Below are 16,916 nucleotides of genomic sequence, written 5' to 3'. Positions count from 1 at the left end.
GATTCGGGGACAAGATATGAGGGAGAACATATTTTCTTTTTTTCGGTTTCTTTCCTATAATAAAAGTATATTGAAAAAAAGGTTGTGCATAACATGTCATTTGTTCATTTACAAATAGCGAGTGCCTATAGTCTCTTGTCTAGCACGATATCGATAAATGGACTTGTACATAAAGCGAAGGAATCAGGGTACAGGGCGCTTGCCTTGACCGATAAAAATATGATGTATGCCGCGATCCCTTTTTATAAGGCGTGTGTAAAAGAAAACATCAAACCGATCATCGGATTGACCGCAGATATTGCCTCGGAGGAAGGTTCCCATCCCCTCGTTCTCCTCGTGAAAGATCAAAGTGGCTATCAGAATCTATTAAAAATCTCGAGTGCCATCGGCGCAAAGTCGAAAGAAGGATTACCGCTGAAGTGGCTCTCTTCCTACAGTAAAGGATTGATCGCCATCACTCCAGGCGTCAAGGGTGAGATAGAGAACCTGTTATTGAATGATGAAAAAGAAAAAGCTAAGGAATGTATCCGCACCTATCAACAGATGTTCGGTCGGGACTCCTTTTACTTGAGCATTCAAAAGCACGGCATTGCCTCTGAGGATTCGCTTATTCCTTTACTGCAGAAGATAGCGGAAGAGACCGGTTCGGAAATGGTCGCTACCAATGATGTACAGTACCTCGAGCAGGAAGATCATTTTGCCCATGAGTGCATGGCTGCGATCCGGGATGGGGTTAAGCTGTCGGAGGATGACCGTGACGTACTTCAATCTCAGGAGTATTATTTCAAGAGCAAGGATCAGATGGTGGAGCTTTTCTCTGATCATGTTGAGGCATTGGAAAATACAATGAAGATTGCCGACCGCTGCCATCTGACCATTCCTTTTCATCAACAGCTCCTTCCGAAATATCCTCTGCCTGAAGGAGTCACCGCCCTCGAGGAATTGACGCATCTTTGTGAAAAAGGGTTAAGCGAGCGGATCGAAACGGTAACTGATGAGTATATCGAGCGGTTGGATTATGAGCTTGAAGTCATCGGCAGGATGGGGTTCAGCGACTACTTCCTGATTGTGTGGGATTTCATGAAATACGCGAAGGACAAAAAGATCCTGACCGGACCGGGACGTGGGTCGGCCGCAGGTTCCCTCGTATCCTACGCCCTCAGGATTACGGACGTGGATCCTTTGGAGCATCATCTGCTGTTTGAACGATTCCTGAATCCAGAACGGGTGACCATGCCGGATATCGACATCGATTTCCCTGATCACCGGCGCGACGAAGTGATCGAGTATGTGGAAGGGAAGTACGGCAGCCTGCATGTCGCCCAGATCATCACGTTCGGGACGTTTGCAGCGAAAGCGGCTCTCCGTGATACGGGTCGTGTGTTTGGACTCAATATGAAGGAGCAGGAGCAGGTGTCGAAGCTCGTGCCGAACCAGCTCGGAATCACTTTGAAGGAAGCCTATGAAAAGTCGAAGGGGTTTCGCGACTTTGTGACGGGCTCTGATCATTATAAAAAATTGTTCCAGACTGCTCTCAAGCTTGAAGGACTACCGAGACACACCTCCACCCACGCGGCGGGAGTCGTGATGAGTGAAGCTCCTTTAGTACAGTGGGTACCGATCCAGGGGAGTTCATCGGGGATTCACCTGACACAGTACTCTATGGATATTTTAGAAGAAATTGGGTTGTTGAAGATGGATTTCCTTGGGCTTCGCAATCTGAGTATATTGGAAAGAATCGTGAAGAATGTTGAAATCGGGACGGGAAAACCGTTTGCCATCGAGTCAATCCCGATGAATGATGCCAAAACGTTCGATCTGCTCACTAAAGGGCAGACGAATGGGATCTTCCAGCTGGAATCGGATGGGATGCGGAATGTGTTAAAAAGGCTGAAACCCAATTCCTTTGAAGACATCGTGGCGGTGAACGCCTTGTACCGTCCGGGTCCGATGGAGAACATCCCGATGTATATCAACCGGAAACATGGGAAAGAGCAGGTGGAATATCCTCATCCCGATTTGAAACCGATCCTTGAAATGACGTATGGGGTCATTGTCTATCAAGAGCAGATCATGCAGATCGCATCGAAAATGGCCGGGTTCTCCCTCGGGGAAGCGGATCTCCTCAGGCGAGCCGTTTCCAAGAAGAAAAAGGATGTCCTCGATCAGGAACGGGAGCATTTTGTTTCCGGTTCGATACGGAAAGGCTACAGGGAAGAGGTCGCCCATACAATTTATGATTTGATCGTTCGTTTCGCAGATTATGGATTCAACCGGTCACATGCCGTTGCATACAGCATGATCGCCTATCAACTGGCTTACCTGAAAGCCCATTATCCTGCTTTCTTCTTATCGTCACTCCTGACATCTGTCGTAGGGAATGAAACGAAGGTGGCTCAGTATATACGGGAGGCCACGCAGTATGACATTGAAATCCTGCCTCCTTCCATCAATCGCAGCCAGTTTGTTTTTACAGTCGAAGGAAAGAATGTGATCCGCTACAGCATAGGGGCGATTAAAGGAATCGGGGCCGCGGCTCTTAAGGAAATCATCCGTGCGAGAAAAGAAAAGCCGTTTCAGGATCTCTTCGATTTCTGCATGCGGGTGTCCTCGAAGACGATCAACCGGAAGATCTTAGAGAATCTTGTGCTCTCCGGGGCGTTTGATGAATTCGGGATCGACCGCGCAACCTTGCTTGCTAGCTTGGATGTGGCGGCGCAGCATGCTGAGCTTGTGAACCCTGATGACGATCCTGACCTGTTCCATGAAGAAGAGGCTTTTATGTTAAAGCCCAAATATGTGGAAGTGGATGACATGACGATCGATACGAAGCTTCAGTTTGAAAAACAGGTACTTGGACTCTACTTATCGGATCACCCGGTTTCTTCTTACCGGCCTTTATTTGAAGGAATGGGATTGCAACAGATAGCCGATCTTCAAAAAGGATCGAAAATCTCACTCGGCGGTTATATTACCGGGATGAAATCGATCCGGACCAAAAAAGGGGAAGTGATGGCTTTCCTTGAAATCGGGGACGAGAGCGGAGAGATGGAAGCCGTTGTGTTTCCGAATGTGTACAAACATAATATGCCTCTGCTCAAAGAAGGGAATATTCTCCTATTCGGGGGCAATGTGGAAGACCGCAACGATAAGCTTCAGTTCATCGTTAATCAGTTGGAAACGATGGAAGACGTTCAGGCAAGGGTGAAAGAGAGCAGCCAGAAACTCTATTTGAAAATCGCCGTGGGTCAGGATGAAGAGGGCTGTATGGAGGGGATCCATCGAGCCATTAACCGGTTCAAAGGGAAGAATCCGGTCATCGTCTACAACGAGCAGGCCAAAAAGAGTATAAGGCTTCCGGATCATCTGCGCATCAGTCCTTCACAAGAGGCTCTTAGGGAATTGTACCGAATTCTTGGGGAGTCAAACGTGATATTGCAATAACATACTTTACTAAAACCATAATTTATATTATTGTTTAATAGAAAAAGGTGGTCTGACCACCTCTGAACTTATTATTTTATTATCCAATTTTACGTTTAGAAGAGTCGTTTTTAGCGATTCGATCCATAGCATGTAAAAGAATCAGAAGGAGTGAGTCAATTTGTCATTACGCGAAGAAGCTCTGCATATGCATCGAGTGAATAAAGGGAAATTAGAGTCTAAATCCAAGGTGGAAGTCCGAAATGCGGATGACTTGAGCTTAGCTTACTCCCCCGGGGTGGCGGAACCCTGCAAGGTGATCTATGACAAGCCTGAAACGGTCTATGATTACACGATGAAAGGGAATATGGTCGCGGTTGTTTCCGATGGTACGGCTGTTCTGGGTCTTGGGAATATCGGACCTGAAGCGGCTCTTCCCGTCATGGAAGGAAAAGCGGTACTATTCAAGAGTTTTGCAGGAGTCGACGCATTCCCGATCTGTTTGAACACAACGGATGTGGACAAGATCGTTGAAACCGTTAAGCTCCTTGAGCCGACGTTCGGAGGCGTGAACCTTGAAGATATCGCCGCTCCGAATTGCTTTGAAATTGAAGAGCGCCTGAAGAAAGAAACGAATATTCCTGTTTTCCATGATGATCAGCATGGTACGGCGATCGTCACCGTGGCTGGACTTGTGAACGCTCTCAAAATAGTCGGAAAGAAAATGTCCGAAATCAAAGTCGTGGCAAATGGTGCCGGTGCTGCCGGTATGGCCATCATTAAGCTTCTTTACCGTTATGGGGTAAGGGACATCATCATGTGTGATTCCAAGGGTGCGATTTATGAAGGGCGTCCTGAAGGGATGAACAGTACGAAAGATGAAGTCGCGAAGTTTACGAACCGTGACCATATCAAAGGCGGCTTAGGTGAAGTATTGAAGGATGCCGACGTATTCATCGGTGTATCTGTTGCCGGTGCCCTGACGGAAGAGATGGTTTCTTCCATGAAGCAGGATCCGATCATCTTCGCCATGGCGAACCCGGTTCCTGAAATCATGCCTGACCTCGCAAAAGCAGCCGGAGCCAAAGTGATCGGGACAGGCCGGTCTGATTTCCCGAACCAGGTGAACAATGTCCTTGCCTTCCCTGGGATCTTCAGGGGTGCACTGGACGTACGCGCAACCCACATCAATGAAAAAATGAAGCAGGCTGCCGTTGAAGCGATCGCTTCTTTGATCACGGAAGACGAACTGAACGCAGACTATGTCATTCCTGCGCCATTCGATAAGCGTGTCGCTCCAGCCGTTGCTGCTGCCGTGGCGAAAACAGCGATGGAAACAGGGGTTGCCCGCTTAAAGGTGGACCCGGAAGAAATCCGTAAGAAAACGGAAGATTTAGCCGTCATCGGGAAGAGTGAATGATGACAGAAGTGAACTCTCTCCAAACTCACGCTAAAGTATATATTGGAATTGTTCACCAGCTGAGAGAAATGATATCAAAGGACTGTCTGAAGCCGGGAGATAAGATCCCGTCCGAGAGAGAGCTGTCCGAGCGCCTGAATGTCGGGCGATCCTCTGTCAGGGAAGCACTCCGGGCCCTTGAACTGTTGGGACTGATTGAAACCCGCAGAGGCGAAGGTACCTTCTTGCGGGACTTCAGGGATCATCATCTGATCGATCTTCTAGGCATGTTCATCCTCCAGGACGACATGGCTCAGGAAGACATTCTTCAGACGAAGATGATGATTGAAAAAGAAGCATTGAAGGCTTTGTATATAGATAAAAGGAATACAGATTCCCTGCATGTGAGCGTTTCTGAATGCGAGAACCTGGACGACGTGTTCAGGGAGATCGTCATGATGAGTTCGAATTACTTATCCCAACGGATCTGGAATATCCTGAATGATTTCGAGACGTTGATCTGTGGTGAGAAAAAACTCACAGAAGCGATGAGGGAAGAGTTGATCACCATGCTCAGTGGCATCGATCACCAGGAGAAAGAGACTGTGCAAGAGACGTATATAAGGGTTAGGAAAATTGTCGATGAAGACGCGACAATTTCCAACATCTTTTTTTAAACACTTCCATTAAACTGATAGTCAAGCAGTTAATGCACTTACTATAGAGAAGCGAATGGGCAGCTGTCATGTAAGGGAATATTTCCCCGCTAAAAGCAAGCTAGTGTCATTCGGTAAGGAGGTTTCACCTTGCTAAAGGAACTTTTTAACAAATCAAAAAAGGAAAAGAAAAAATATGCAACGATTCCTTCTGAAGCGGCCAAACATGACGTTCCGGAAGGCATCATGACGAAATGTCCTGATTGCAAAAAAATCATGTACACGAAAGAACTTCAAAAAAACCTAAAGGTGTGTATCCATTGTGGATACCATCATGGCATGAGTCCACCAGAGAGAGTCGATAGTTTTATAGATGAGGGCACGTTCAAGGAGCTTGATCATGACCTGACTTCGGGTAACCCCCTAAACTTTCCTGATTATGAAAGTAAAGTCGAAAAGGACCGTCAGAAGACGGGCATGAACGAAGCAGTTCTGACGGGTTCAGGAAAGGTTAATGGTGTGGAAGTTGTGACAGCCATCATGGATTCCCGTTTCCGGATGGGAAGCATGGGATCGGTGGTCGGTGAAAAAATTACGAGAGCCATCGAAGAAGCCGATAAACGGAAGGTACCGTTCATCATCTTCACCGCTTCAGGCGGGGCCAGGATGCAAGAAGGTGTCCTTTCCTTGATGCAGATGGCGAAGACCAGTGTAGCGCTGAAACGTCTGAGCGATAACGGAGGGCTTTTCATCTCGATCATGACCCATCCGACGACAGGCGGAGTATCCGCAAGTTTCGCATCCGTCGGGGATTATAACTTTGCTGAGCCGGGAGCACTGATTGGATTCGCAGGCAGAAGAATCATCGAGCAGACGATCCGTGAAGACCTGCCGGAAGACTTCCAGACATCCGAATTTTTATTAAAACATGGACAACTTGACGGAGTCATTTCGAGACTCGAGTTGAAAGAGAAAATCGGGACAATACTTGATATACATCAGTGGGACGGTGATCTGCCATGGTAAATGAGATGGAATTTGAAAAGCCTGTATACGAGCTCAAGAAGAAAATTGCCGAACTGAAGGAGTTCACCCAGAATTCGGACGTCGATTTATCGAAGGAAATCGAGAAGCTTGAGCACCGTCTCACAAAGCTTCAAAATGATATCTACGAAAACATGAAGCCGTGGGAAAGGGTCCAGGTGGCCCGTCATCCGGAGCGTCCGACGACTCTGGATTATATCAAGTATCTCTTTACGGACTTCATTGAAATGCACGGAGACCGTCTATATGGGGATGACGAAGCGATTGTGTCAGGCGTCGGGAAGTTTCACGATGTCCCTGTGACGATCATCGGTCACCAAAGAGGGAAAGATACGAAAGAAAACATCCGCCGGAACTTCGGGATGCCTCATCCGGAAGGGTACCGAAAAGCACTGCGCTTGATGAAGCAGGCGGACAAGTTCAACCGTCCGATCATCTGCTTTATCGATACAAAGGGTGCTTACCCCGGGAAAGCGGCAGAGGAACGCGGTCAGAGTGAAGCCATTGCACGGAATCTTGTGGAGATGGCCGGCCTCACGGTTCCCGTCATCTGCATCGTCATCGGTGAAGGCGGTAGTGGCGGAGCCTTGGCACTTGGCGTGGGAAATCATATTCATATGCTTGAAAACTCCACTTACTCCGTCATCTCACCTGAAGGGGCCGCGGCCATCCTCTGGAAGGATTCCACCCAGGCGAAACGCGCGGCTGAATCCATGAAGATCACGGCTCCCGATCTTAAGGAGCTTGGGATCATCGATGACATCATCACGGAAGTAAAAGGCGGAGCCCATAAAGATGTCGAGGAACAGGCAAAGTATATCAACGACGTCCTTATGAGCTCACTGAAAGAGTTGGTTCCGATGAAGAAGGACGAGCTCATCCAACATCGTTATGAAAAATTCAAGGCGATGGGTGAATATTCGGTTTTAAATGATCTTATCGGGGTAAAATCATAACAAACGATGGACTGACAAATAGGAGATACCATTTGTCAGTCTTTTTCATTCAATCTTCCTTACTCCTACCCGGATAAAGGGCTTTGTGACGATATTTTGAAGGTTTTAACAATTAAAACGCTTCCATTTAATAGATTATTTCGTCTTTTGCTATTCCTCCTAGTAACTTGTTGAGAACCTTGAACCTTCGTGTTATTTTAGAAATAATCCAAAGTCTATTGGTCCATAATAATGTAATGAATGAAAACTGGAATTTTCCTTTTCTTTGATTTATGTGAAACGATTAACAATACCATTCAATTACATATAAAGGCATATTTCTTAATGAGGTGATCGTAGTGAAAAAGATTGGTGTATTGACAAGTGGTGGAGATTCACCCGGTATGAATGCAGCAGTCCGTGCAGTTGTGCGTAAAGCCATCTTCATGGATATAGAGGTATATGGTATTTATCAAGGGTATAATGGATTAATCAACGGGAACATCAAGAAGCTTGAGCTTGGTTCTGTCGGTGATATCATCCACCGTGGCGGAACGATGCTTTATACAGCCCGCTGTGAAGAATTCAAAACAAAAGAAGGCCAGAAAAAAGGGATCGAGCAATTAGAAAAACACGGCATCGAAGGACTTGTTGTCATTGGTGGGGACGGTTCTTACCAAGGGGCAAAAGCCTTGACGGAATGGGGATACCCATGTGTCGGTGTACCGGGGACGATCGATAATGATATCCCAGGGACTGAATATACAATCGGTTTCGATACAGCGCTGAATACGGTCATCGATGCGATCGATAAAATCCGTGATACGGCTACATCCCATGAGCGGACGTTCATCATTGAAGTAATGGGACGCAACGCGGGGGATATCGCTCTTTGGGCAGGTCTTGCCGGCGGAGCGGAAACGGTCCTGATCCCTGAGGAGAAATTCGATCTTGACGACGTTGTCGGCCGTTTGAAAAAAGGACAGGAACGCGGAAAGAAACATAGTATCATCATTGTTGCAGAAGGTGTCATGTCTGCCAATGAATTTGCGAACCGCTTCACAGAAGCAACAGGAATGGATACGCGTGTCTCCGTCCTTGGTCATATCCAGCGCGGTGGAACGCCGACAGCTGCAGACCGTGTCCTTGCCAGCCGTTTAGGGGCTCATGCCGTTGAACTATTGGCCCAGGGTAAAGGCGGAAGAGCGGTAGGAATTGAGAAAAATCAACTAGTTGATTACGATATTATTGAAGCACTTGCCAAGCCACATCAAATTGATTTGAACATGTACAGACTTTCCAAAGAGCTTTCAATCTAAATTGTTGTAAGATTTCAGGAGGTAAAGAAAATGAGAAAAACGAAAATAGTATGTACGATCGGTCCTGCCAGTGAAAGTGTAGAGAAGTTATCACAACTGATCGAAGCCGGAATGAACGTTTCCCGCTTGAACTTTTCACATGGTGACCACGATGAGCACGGACAGCGCATCATCAATATCCGCGAAGCAGCAGAAAAAGCCGGTAAAACAGTCGGGATCCTGCTTGATACTAAAGGTCCGGAAATCCGCACGAACAATATGCAGGACGGAGCTATTGAATTAACACAAGGATCCAACATCATCGTTTCCATGAAAGAAGTAGTGGGAACAACTGAGAAATTCTCCGTTACATACGAAGGATTGATCGATGATGTTCATGTTGGTTCCAAGATTCTTCTTGATGACGGATTAATCGAGTTGGACGTGACCGAAATCGACAAAGTGAACGGTGAAATCCATACACATGTTGCCAACAGTGGAACACTTAAAAATAAAAAAGGTGTAAACGTACCGGGCGTTTCTGTGAACCTTCCTGGAATCACGGATAAAGATGCCAACGATATCGTATTCGGTATCGGACAAGGTGTTGACTTTATCGCAGCATCATTCGTACGTCGTGCATCTGATGTACTTGAAATCCGTCAATTACTGGAAGAACACAACGCGTCTCATATCCAAATCATCCCTAAAATTGAAAACCAAGAGGGTGTAGACAACATCGATGAAATCCTTGAAGTATCTGACGGATTGATGGTTGCACGTGGAGACCTTGGTGTGGAAATCCCTGCTGAGGAAGTACCACTTGTTCAGAAGATGCTGATCAAGAAATGTAATTCACTTGGTAAGCCTGTCATCACAGCGACTCAAATGCTTGATTCTATGCAGCGCAACCCAAGACCGACAAGAGCGGAAGCAAGTGACGTAGCGAACGCCATCTTTGATGGGACAGATGCGATCATGCTTTCTGGTGAAACGGCAGCAGGTTCTTACCCTGTAGAAGCGGTTCAAACGATGCATAATATCGCGTCAAGAGCAGAAACGGCACTTGATTACGATGCCATCCTTTCTTCACGCAGCAAAGACAGCGAGCACAATATGACGGATGCCATCGGTCAATCCGTTGCCTATACAGCTCTTAATCTTGATGTGAATGCCATTGTCGCTCCGACTGAGAGTGGCCACACGGCACGCATGATCTCTAAATACCGTCCGAAAGCACCAATCGTAGCCGTGACTGGTACAGACTCTGTATCACGCCGCCTGGCACTTGTATGGGGCGTCTACCCTACAGTCGGCCGCAAAGTGACGACAACCGATGAAATGCTTGATATGGCAGTAGAAGAGAGCGTCAACTCAGGTATGACGAAGCACGGAGACCGCATCGTCATCACAGCGGGTGTTCCGATCGGTGAATCCGGAACGACGAACCTGATGAAAATCCACGTAGTGGGCGATGTCGTTGCAAAAGGTCAAGGAATCGGACGTAAATCAGCATACGGTAAAGCAGTCGTTGCCACATCAGCTGAAGAAGCCGTGAAGAATATGACTGATGGTGCCGTCCTTGTCACAATCGGCACGGATAAAGAAATGATGCCTGCCCTTGAAAAATGTTCGGCACTGATCGTTGAAGAAGGCGGCCTGACAAGTCATGCAGCCGTAGTCGGAATCAACCTTGGAATTCCTGTCGTGGTCGGAGTCGACCATGCCACTTCATTATTCAAGAATGGCCAGGAAATCACAGTGGATGCGACTCATGGCGTGATTTATAATGGGTATGCGAGTGTATTGTGAGTAGATAGTTATGGGAAAACCAGAGTCTTTTTATGGGCTCTGGTTTTTTTGTATAGGATGGAGTGTTGTGGAGCCAATCATTCAGAAGTACCGCAACATAAAACATAACTTCTCTAATATGCTATAATAAATACTAAGCAAGTATTAAATCAAATGGAGGAATCCATCATGAGATATATGTTATTACTATTGATTATCATACCGGCACTTGAAATTGGCTTATTGGTCCTTTCCGGACAGGCCATTGGTCTCGTCCCGACCGTGTTGTTGATCATTACGACAGGGATCCTTGGAGCATACCTGGCTAAGAAGCAGGGGATCGAGACGATAAGGAAAGCCCAGCGGGACATGCAGTATGGGCAGATGCCCGGGGAGGCCATCATGGATGGGTTGTGTATCCTTGTAGGTGGAATTGTCCTGCTGACACCGGGATTCATTACGGATGCCCTTGGATTCCTCTTATTGCTCCCGGCCACGAGGAGAATGTTCAAGCCCTTCTTCTATCGGTTATTCAAACGCTTGATCAACAAAGGGAACGTCATTATATACAGATAACGGAAAACGCACTGCTCACAGATGGAGCAGTGCGTTTTCTTATTTCACACCCATGATGAATTTCCAAGTATCTTCAAATACCCCTGCTCTTTTTAAAGTTGATAATATCACCAGTACAACAGGACCGACGATCAGTCCCAGAAAACCGATAAGCTTGAACCCGACAAATAAAGCAATAAGGGTGGCCAAAGGATCGAGTCCGATGCTTGAAGACAGTACTTTCGGCTCCATGATCTGCCGCTGGACGACTACGACCAGGTACAGGACCGAAAGCCCGATCCCCAATCCTGTATTGCCCGTAATGAATTCATAGATGATCCACGGCACGAATACTGCCCCTGTCCCGAGATAAGGGAGGATATCCACGAGACCTGTCACGAGTGCGATGGTGATCGCGTAATCTACTCTCAGGATGATCAAGCCGATCAGAACGATGATCGCTGTGATGGAAATGAGAGTGAATTGAGCACGGATGAACCCGAACAGTGCCCGTTTTAAGTCGAAGAACACCTTTCTCCCACTGCTCATCGCCTTCCCCGGAATGATTTTCTCCGCTTTGGCGGATAATGTATACCAATCCTTGCTAATGAAGAATGTGGCGAGCGCCGCAAAGATCAGGACGGAAGCAGCATTTGGGATCCATGAGATCAGCTGGGGCAGCTTGGTGAAAAAGTTTTGCAGAAAATCACCAGCCGACGTCGCGATTTTCGTTCCGGCTGTCTGGACATTTTCGAGGATCGTATCCTGCTGCCCGGCTTCAAGATTTTTGAATAATCCTGCGAGCTGATTGTACAGGGGGATGACCTGTCCGACAATGATATCCTCTGCATATGTAACAAGGGTTTGAACATGCTTAGGCAGTTCTTCTGCCAAGTAATTGGCTCCGGAGACTATTTCGGCAATCAATAATGTGATGAGACCTGCGAAAATGGCAACGATCAAGATGAGGGAAACGGTGACGGCCCATATCCTGGGGAGCCATTTCTCCAACCCGTTCACCAGGGGATTGATCAACAAGGCGATGGCAACAGCGATGATGAATGGATATGCAAGCTTCCATATGTAATAGAGTGAAATCAATGAGAGAATGATGATCGAGAGAACAATCAGAAAGCGGATCGTTCGATAAACATAATCTAAATTCAAGAGTTTCCCTCCTACCGAGTCTAGTAATTCTATTTTATAGGAGACAGGAAATGAAAGGAAGATATATTTGCAGTGGCAGGAGCATTTTATGAATGAGATGAAAAGTTGATATGGTAGGATAATGATTGGAGTACATAAAGGGGAGGCAGGGGAATGATATGACTCAGCCATTCATGTTTTTACTGCTTTTATTGGGAATCGGGCTGATGGCGAAAAATCAATCCATCATTATAGCCGTAGCATTTCTACTTGTATTAAAGCTGATTGGGCTGGATGAGAAGATTTTCTCGACGATTCAGTCGAAAGGCATAAACTGGGGTGTGACGATCATTACGATTGCCGTTCTTGCACCGATTGCGACAGGGGAAATCGGCTTTAAGGATCTCGTTGATTCGTTGAAGTCACCTTATGCGTGGATTGCACTCGCCTCTGGGATGGCAGTGGCATTGATTGCGAAGAATGGGTTGATTCTATTGGAAGATGACCCCCACCTGACAACGGCCCTCGTCCTTGGCACAGTGTTAGCCGTCGCTCTCTTTAAAGGGGTTGCCGTCGGGCCTTTGATCGGAGCCGGGATCGCCTATCTTGCTATGAAATTGTATGAATTATTTCTGTGAACATGCATGGGTGATCCCCCGGTTCGATCCTCTGTTTATCTCTGGTTTATTTTTCTAGAAAAATAATTTTTATAGAAATTGATGCGTTTTCATTCACAAAAGTCAGATAATTGTTTATAATAGGAAATGTAAGCGCATCCCAAGCTCTCGTGTTATCATAGAAGAGCCGGGAATCATTTTTTGTATAGGAATTGAGCAATCGCTCAACGTGTTTCTTTACGTTCTATTTAAACAAGCCTACTAGATTTAATAGATCGTTTTGTAGGGTTTTATACTCATATGAAAATGGGTAAAGATTAACAAAAGGAGAGGTTTATTATGACAGCAACTCGCGGATTAGAAGGAGTTGTAGCAACGACATCGTCCATCAGCTCCATCATTGACGATACTCTTACATATGTTGGCTACAACATTGATGATTTAGCAAACAATGCAAGCTTCGAAGAGGTTATCTACTTATTGTGGCACCTGAAGCTTCCTACTGCCTCTGAACTTCAAGAATTTACAGAACTGTTGGCTGCTAACGCTGAATTGCCGAAAGAAGTCATCGAACATTTCAAAATGTATGACATCAAAAAGGTTCATCCGATGGCCGCTTTACGTTCTGCTGTATCTTTACTGGGACTATATGATGACAAAGCAGATGTGATGGAAGAGAAGGAAAACTATCTGAAAGCCGTCCGCCTGCAAGCGAAGATCCCGACGATCGTCACGAGCTTTGCACGTATCCGAAATGGTCAGGAACCGATTGCGCCACGCAAGGACCTTGGCTTTGCCGCTAACTTCCTATACATGCTGACAGGAAAAGATCCTGAGCCTGTTGAAGTTGAAGCGTTCAATAAAGCACTTGTCCTTCATGCAGATCATGAGTTAAACGCTTCCACGTTCACAGCACGTGTATGTGTGGCAACTCTATCAGACGTCTACTCAGGTGTTACCGCTGCAATCGGAGCTTTAAAAGGTCCGCTTCACGGTGGTGCGAATGAGCAGGTTATGAAGATGCTTACTGAAATCGGTTCTGTCGATAAAGCAGAAGAATATATCCTGGACAAGTTAGAGAAGAAAGAAAAAATCATGGGCTTCGGTCACCGTGTTTACCGTCAAGGGGATCCACGTGCGAAGCATCTGAAAGAAATGTCCAAAAAATTAACTGAATTAACAGGACAAAGCGAATACTACGAAATGTCCGTTAAGGTAGAAGACGTATTTACGTCAAACAAAGGCTTGCCGCCAAATGTTGATTTCTACTCAGCATCTGTGTATCACAGCTTAGGCATCGATCATGATCTATTCACTCCGATCTTTGCGGTAAGCCGTGTATCCGGCTGGTTGGCGCATATCCTTGAACAATATTCCAACAACCGCCTGATCCGCCCTCGTGCTGATTATGTAGGGCCTGGCAAGCAGGAATATGTACCTGTTGATCAAAGAGGTTAATCATCGATATTTACAAATAGTAAAAATATTGGTGTAATAATAAGAGAAGGGGAATGACTCAATATGCTTCTAATGGGTCATCCCCTTTGATAATGAAAAAATGGAGGTTACATAATGACACAAGGTGAAAAAATTACAAACCAGAATGGCCAACTTAATGTGCCTAACAATCCAATCGTCCCATTCATTGAAGGTGACGGAACGGGTCCAGATATTTGGGCAGCAGCTCAACGCGTCCTCGATGCTTCTGTAGAGAAAGCATACAAAGGCGAACGCAAGATTTCCTGGAAAGAAGTATATGCTGGGGAAAAAGCATTCAACAAAACGGGTGAATGGCTTCCAAACGATACACTAGAAGCAATACGTGAATATTTCATCGCGATCAAAGGTCCACTTACAACTCCTGTAGGCGGCGGAATCCGTTCATTGAACGTTGCGCTTCGCCAGGAATTGGATCTATTCACATGCCTGCGTCCAGTACGCTACTTCGAAGGTGTTCCTTCACCGGTTAAGCGTCCTGAAGATACTGATATGGTCATCTTCCGTGAAAACACTGAAGATATCTATGCAGGTATCGAGTACGCTAAAGGTTCTGATGAAGTGAAGAAATTAATCAGCTTCCTTCAAGACGAAATGGGCGTTAACAAAATCCGTTTCCCTGAAACATCAGGTATCGGAATCAAGCCAGTGTCTGAAGAAGGGACAAGCCGTTTAGTCCGTGCAGCAATCAACTATGCAATCACTGAAGGCCGTAAATCAGTGACTCTAGTTCACAAAGGAAACATCATGAAGTTCACTGAAGGAGCTTTCAAAAACTGGGGTTACGAGCTTGCTGAGAAAGAATTCGGCGATAAAGTATTCACTTGGGCTCAATATGACAAGATCAAAGAAGCTGACGGATTGGAAGCAGCTAATAAAGCTCAATCTGATGCTGAAGCAGCTGGTAAGATCATCGTGAAGGATTCAATCGCTGATATCTTCTTACAGCAAATCCTTACTCGTCCAGCTGAGTTCGATGTTGTCGCAACAATGAACTTAAACGGAGATTACATCTCTGATGCACTAGCTGCTCAAGTAGGTGGAATCGGTATTGCTCCAGGAGCAAACATCAACTACGAATCAGGACATGCGATCTTTGAGGCAACTCACGGAACGGCTCCTAAATATGCAGGTATGGATAAAGTGAATCCTTCATCTGTCATCCTTTCAGGTGTGCTTATGCTTGAACACCTTGGTTGGACAGAAGCTGCTAACCTGATCACAAAATCAATGGAAAAAACAATCGCTTCTAAAGTGGTAACATATGACTTCGCCCGTCTGATGGATGGCGCGACAGAAGTGAAATGCTCTGAGTTCGGTTCAGCTTTAATCGATAACATGGAAGCATAATAATGTGACATAAGGGTGGGGTGCTTCGTATTGGAGCACTCCTTCCTTTACATAATGAGACGAATAGGAGGAATCATGATGGCAATTAAACGTAGAAAAGTATCTGTAATCGGTGGAGGTTTCACCGGGGCGACAACGGCATTGATGCTCGCCCAGAAAGAGCTTGGAGATGTTGTATTGGTTGATATTCCGCAAAACGAGGATCCAACGAAAGGGAAAGCACTGGATATGCTTGAGGCAAGTCCTGTACAGGGCTTTGATTCAACCATCATCGGTACGTCCAATTATGAAGATACGAAGGATTCCGATATCGTTGTCATCACTGCCGGGATTGCCCGTAAACCGGGTATGAGCCGTGATGATCTGGTTCAGACCAATCAAAAGGTCATGAAATCAGTGACCCAGCAAATCGTGAAGCACTCACCTGACTGTTACATCATCGTTCTGACCAATCCAGTGGATGCCATGACCTACACAGTGTTCAAGGAATCCGGTTTTCCGAAAGAGCGCGTAATCGGACAATCAGGAGTCCTGGATACAGCCCGCTTCCGCACCTTTGTCGCACAGGAATTAAACCTGTCCGTGAAGGATATTACAGGCTTCGTCCTCGGCGGCCACGGTGATGACATGGTTCCTCTTATTCGTTACTCTTACGCTGGAGGCATCCCTCTAGAGACACTGATCCCGAAAAACCGCTTGGACGCCATCGTGGAGCGCACGCGTAAAGGCGGAGGAGAGATCGTGGGACTTCTCGGTAACGGAAGTGCCTACTACGCACCGGCCGCATCCCTCGTCCAAATGGTCGAAGCCATCCTTAAAGACCAGCGCCGCGTCATCCCGGCCATTGCCTACCTCGAAGGTGAGTACGGATTCGAAGGCATCTACCTCGGCGTCCCGACTATCCTAGGTGGTAACGGCCTCGAGAAAATCATCGAACTCGAACTCACAGAAGACGAAAAAGCTGCACTATCCAACTCAGCCGACGCAGTGAAAAACGTCATGGCTTCATTGGCTTAACCACATAAAAAAAACTGACTTCCGTAATAGGGGTCAGTTTTTTTGTTTTACCCCTTTTAATGACTGCGTCTATCTTTAGGATTTTTAAAAGTGGATTCAATCACAATTGATTTTTAAGTAGTATTAACATACACCCCGATAGTTGATTGTAGCGGAAGGTGCTCGACTCCTGCGGGAAACGCGGGAAA

At 46.3% G+C, this 16,916-nt stretch carries 13 protein-coding genes; 12 read left to right on the top strand and 1 reads right to left on the bottom strand.

Features of this window, described 5'->3' with window-relative positions:
• The first annotated feature begins 93 nt into the window (after positions 1–93).
• The 8 genes from dnaE to BVI01S_RS04050 all read left to right on the top strand — a co-directional run bounded on the left by dnaE (position 94) and on the right by BVI01S_RS04050 (position 11,122).
• Positions 94–3,444, top strand: a complete 3,351-nt coding sequence (gene dnaE / locus BVI01S_RS04085; RefSeq protein ID WP_061809331.1) for a DNA polymerase III subunit alpha — start codon at positions 94–96, stop codon at positions 3,442–3,444.
• 160 nt (positions 3,445–3,604) lie between these two features.
• Positions 3,605–4,843 carry an NADP-dependent malic enzyme gene (ystJ, locus tag BVI01S_RS04080; RefSeq protein WP_034756923.1) on the top strand — a complete coding sequence of 413 codons (1,239 nt, stop codon included), beginning with the start codon at positions 3,605–3,607 and terminating at the stop codon, positions 4,841–4,843.
• On the top strand, positions 4,840–5,499 hold the full coding sequence (locus tag BVI01S_RS23065) for a FadR/GntR family transcriptional regulator (protein ID WP_174523013.1): 660 nt from the start codon (positions 4,840–4,842) through the stop codon (positions 5,497–5,499). The genes ystJ and BVI01S_RS23065 overlap by 4 nt, the downstream gene beginning before the upstream one ends.
• Positions 5,500–5,628: 129 nt before the next feature.
• Entirely contained in the window at positions 5,629–6,504 is an 876-nt protein-coding gene (accD, locus tag BVI01S_RS04070; RefSeq protein ID WP_061809330.1) for an acetyl-CoA carboxylase, carboxyltransferase subunit beta, read from the top strand.
• A complete protein-coding gene (gene accA, locus BVI01S_RS04065) occupies positions 6,498–7,478 on the top strand; it encodes an acetyl-CoA carboxylase carboxyl transferase subunit alpha (protein ID WP_034756929.1) in 981 nt (326 codons plus the stop codon). The genes accD and accA overlap by 7 nt, the downstream gene beginning before the upstream one ends.
• Positions 7,479–7,816: 338 nt before the next feature.
• Complete coding sequence (gene pfkA / locus BVI01S_RS04060; RefSeq protein ID WP_034756932.1) at positions 7,817–8,776, top strand: 6-phosphofructokinase; 960 nt, start codon at positions 7,817–7,819, stop codon at positions 8,774–8,776.
• Between the two features lie 30 nt (positions 8,777–8,806).
• The gene (gene pyk / locus BVI01S_RS04055; protein WP_061809329.1) at positions 8,807–10,567 is read left to right on the top strand and encodes a pyruvate kinase; all 1,761 of its coding nucleotides are present in this window, start codon (positions 8,807–8,809) and stop codon (positions 10,565–10,567) included.
• Positions 10,568–10,735: 168 nt separating this feature from the next.
• Positions 10,736–11,122, top strand: coding sequence for an FxsA family protein (locus tag BVI01S_RS04050; RefSeq protein ID WP_034756938.1), 387 nt, complete (start codon positions 10,736–10,738; stop codon positions 11,120–11,122).
• Between the two features lie 39 nt (positions 11,123–11,161).
• On the opposite strand, the gene ytvI is transcribed toward BVI01S_RS04050, so the two are convergent.
• Positions 11,162–12,268 carry a sporulation integral membrane protein YtvI gene (gene ytvI / locus BVI01S_RS04045; RefSeq protein WP_061809328.1) on the bottom strand — a complete coding sequence of 369 codons (1,107 nt, stop codon included), beginning with the start codon at positions 12,266–12,268 and terminating at the stop codon, positions 11,162–11,164.
• A gap of 158 nt (positions 12,269–12,426) precedes the next feature.
• On the opposite strand from ytvI, the gene BVI01S_RS04040 reads away from it, so the two are divergent.
• The 4 genes from BVI01S_RS04040 (at position 12,427) to mdh (ending at position 16,728) form a co-directional block, all read left to right on the top strand.
• Positions 12,427–12,885, top strand: a complete 459-nt coding sequence (locus tag BVI01S_RS04040) for a DUF441 domain-containing protein (protein WP_061809327.1) — start codon at positions 12,427–12,429, stop codon at positions 12,883–12,885.
• Positions 12,886–13,203: 318 nt separating this feature from the next.
• The gene (gene citZ / locus BVI01S_RS04035; protein WP_061809326.1) at positions 13,204–14,322 is read left to right on the top strand and encodes a citrate synthase; all 1,119 of its coding nucleotides are present in this window, start codon (positions 13,204–13,206) and stop codon (positions 14,320–14,322) included.
• Between the two features lie 114 nt (positions 14,323–14,436).
• On the top strand, positions 14,437–15,711 hold the full coding sequence (gene icd, locus BVI01S_RS04030; RefSeq protein WP_034756950.1) for an NADP-dependent isocitrate dehydrogenase: 1,275 nt from the start codon (positions 14,437–14,439) through the stop codon (positions 15,709–15,711).
• Between the two features lie 78 nt (positions 15,712–15,789).
• Complete coding sequence (gene mdh, locus BVI01S_RS04025; RefSeq protein ID WP_061809325.1) at positions 15,790–16,728, top strand: malate dehydrogenase; 939 nt, start codon at positions 15,790–15,792, stop codon at positions 16,726–16,728.
• The last annotated feature ends 188 nt before the right edge of the window (positions 16,729–16,916 follow it).

It is taken from the genome of Rossellomorea vietnamensis NBRC 101237 (assembly GCF_001591825.1).
GTDB lineage: Bacteria > Bacillota > Bacilli > Bacillales > Bacillaceae_B > Rossellomorea > Rossellomorea vietnamensis.
The sequence above is the reverse complement of the archived record's forward strand: the minus strand, read 5'-3'. Positions and strand labels throughout refer to the sequence as shown.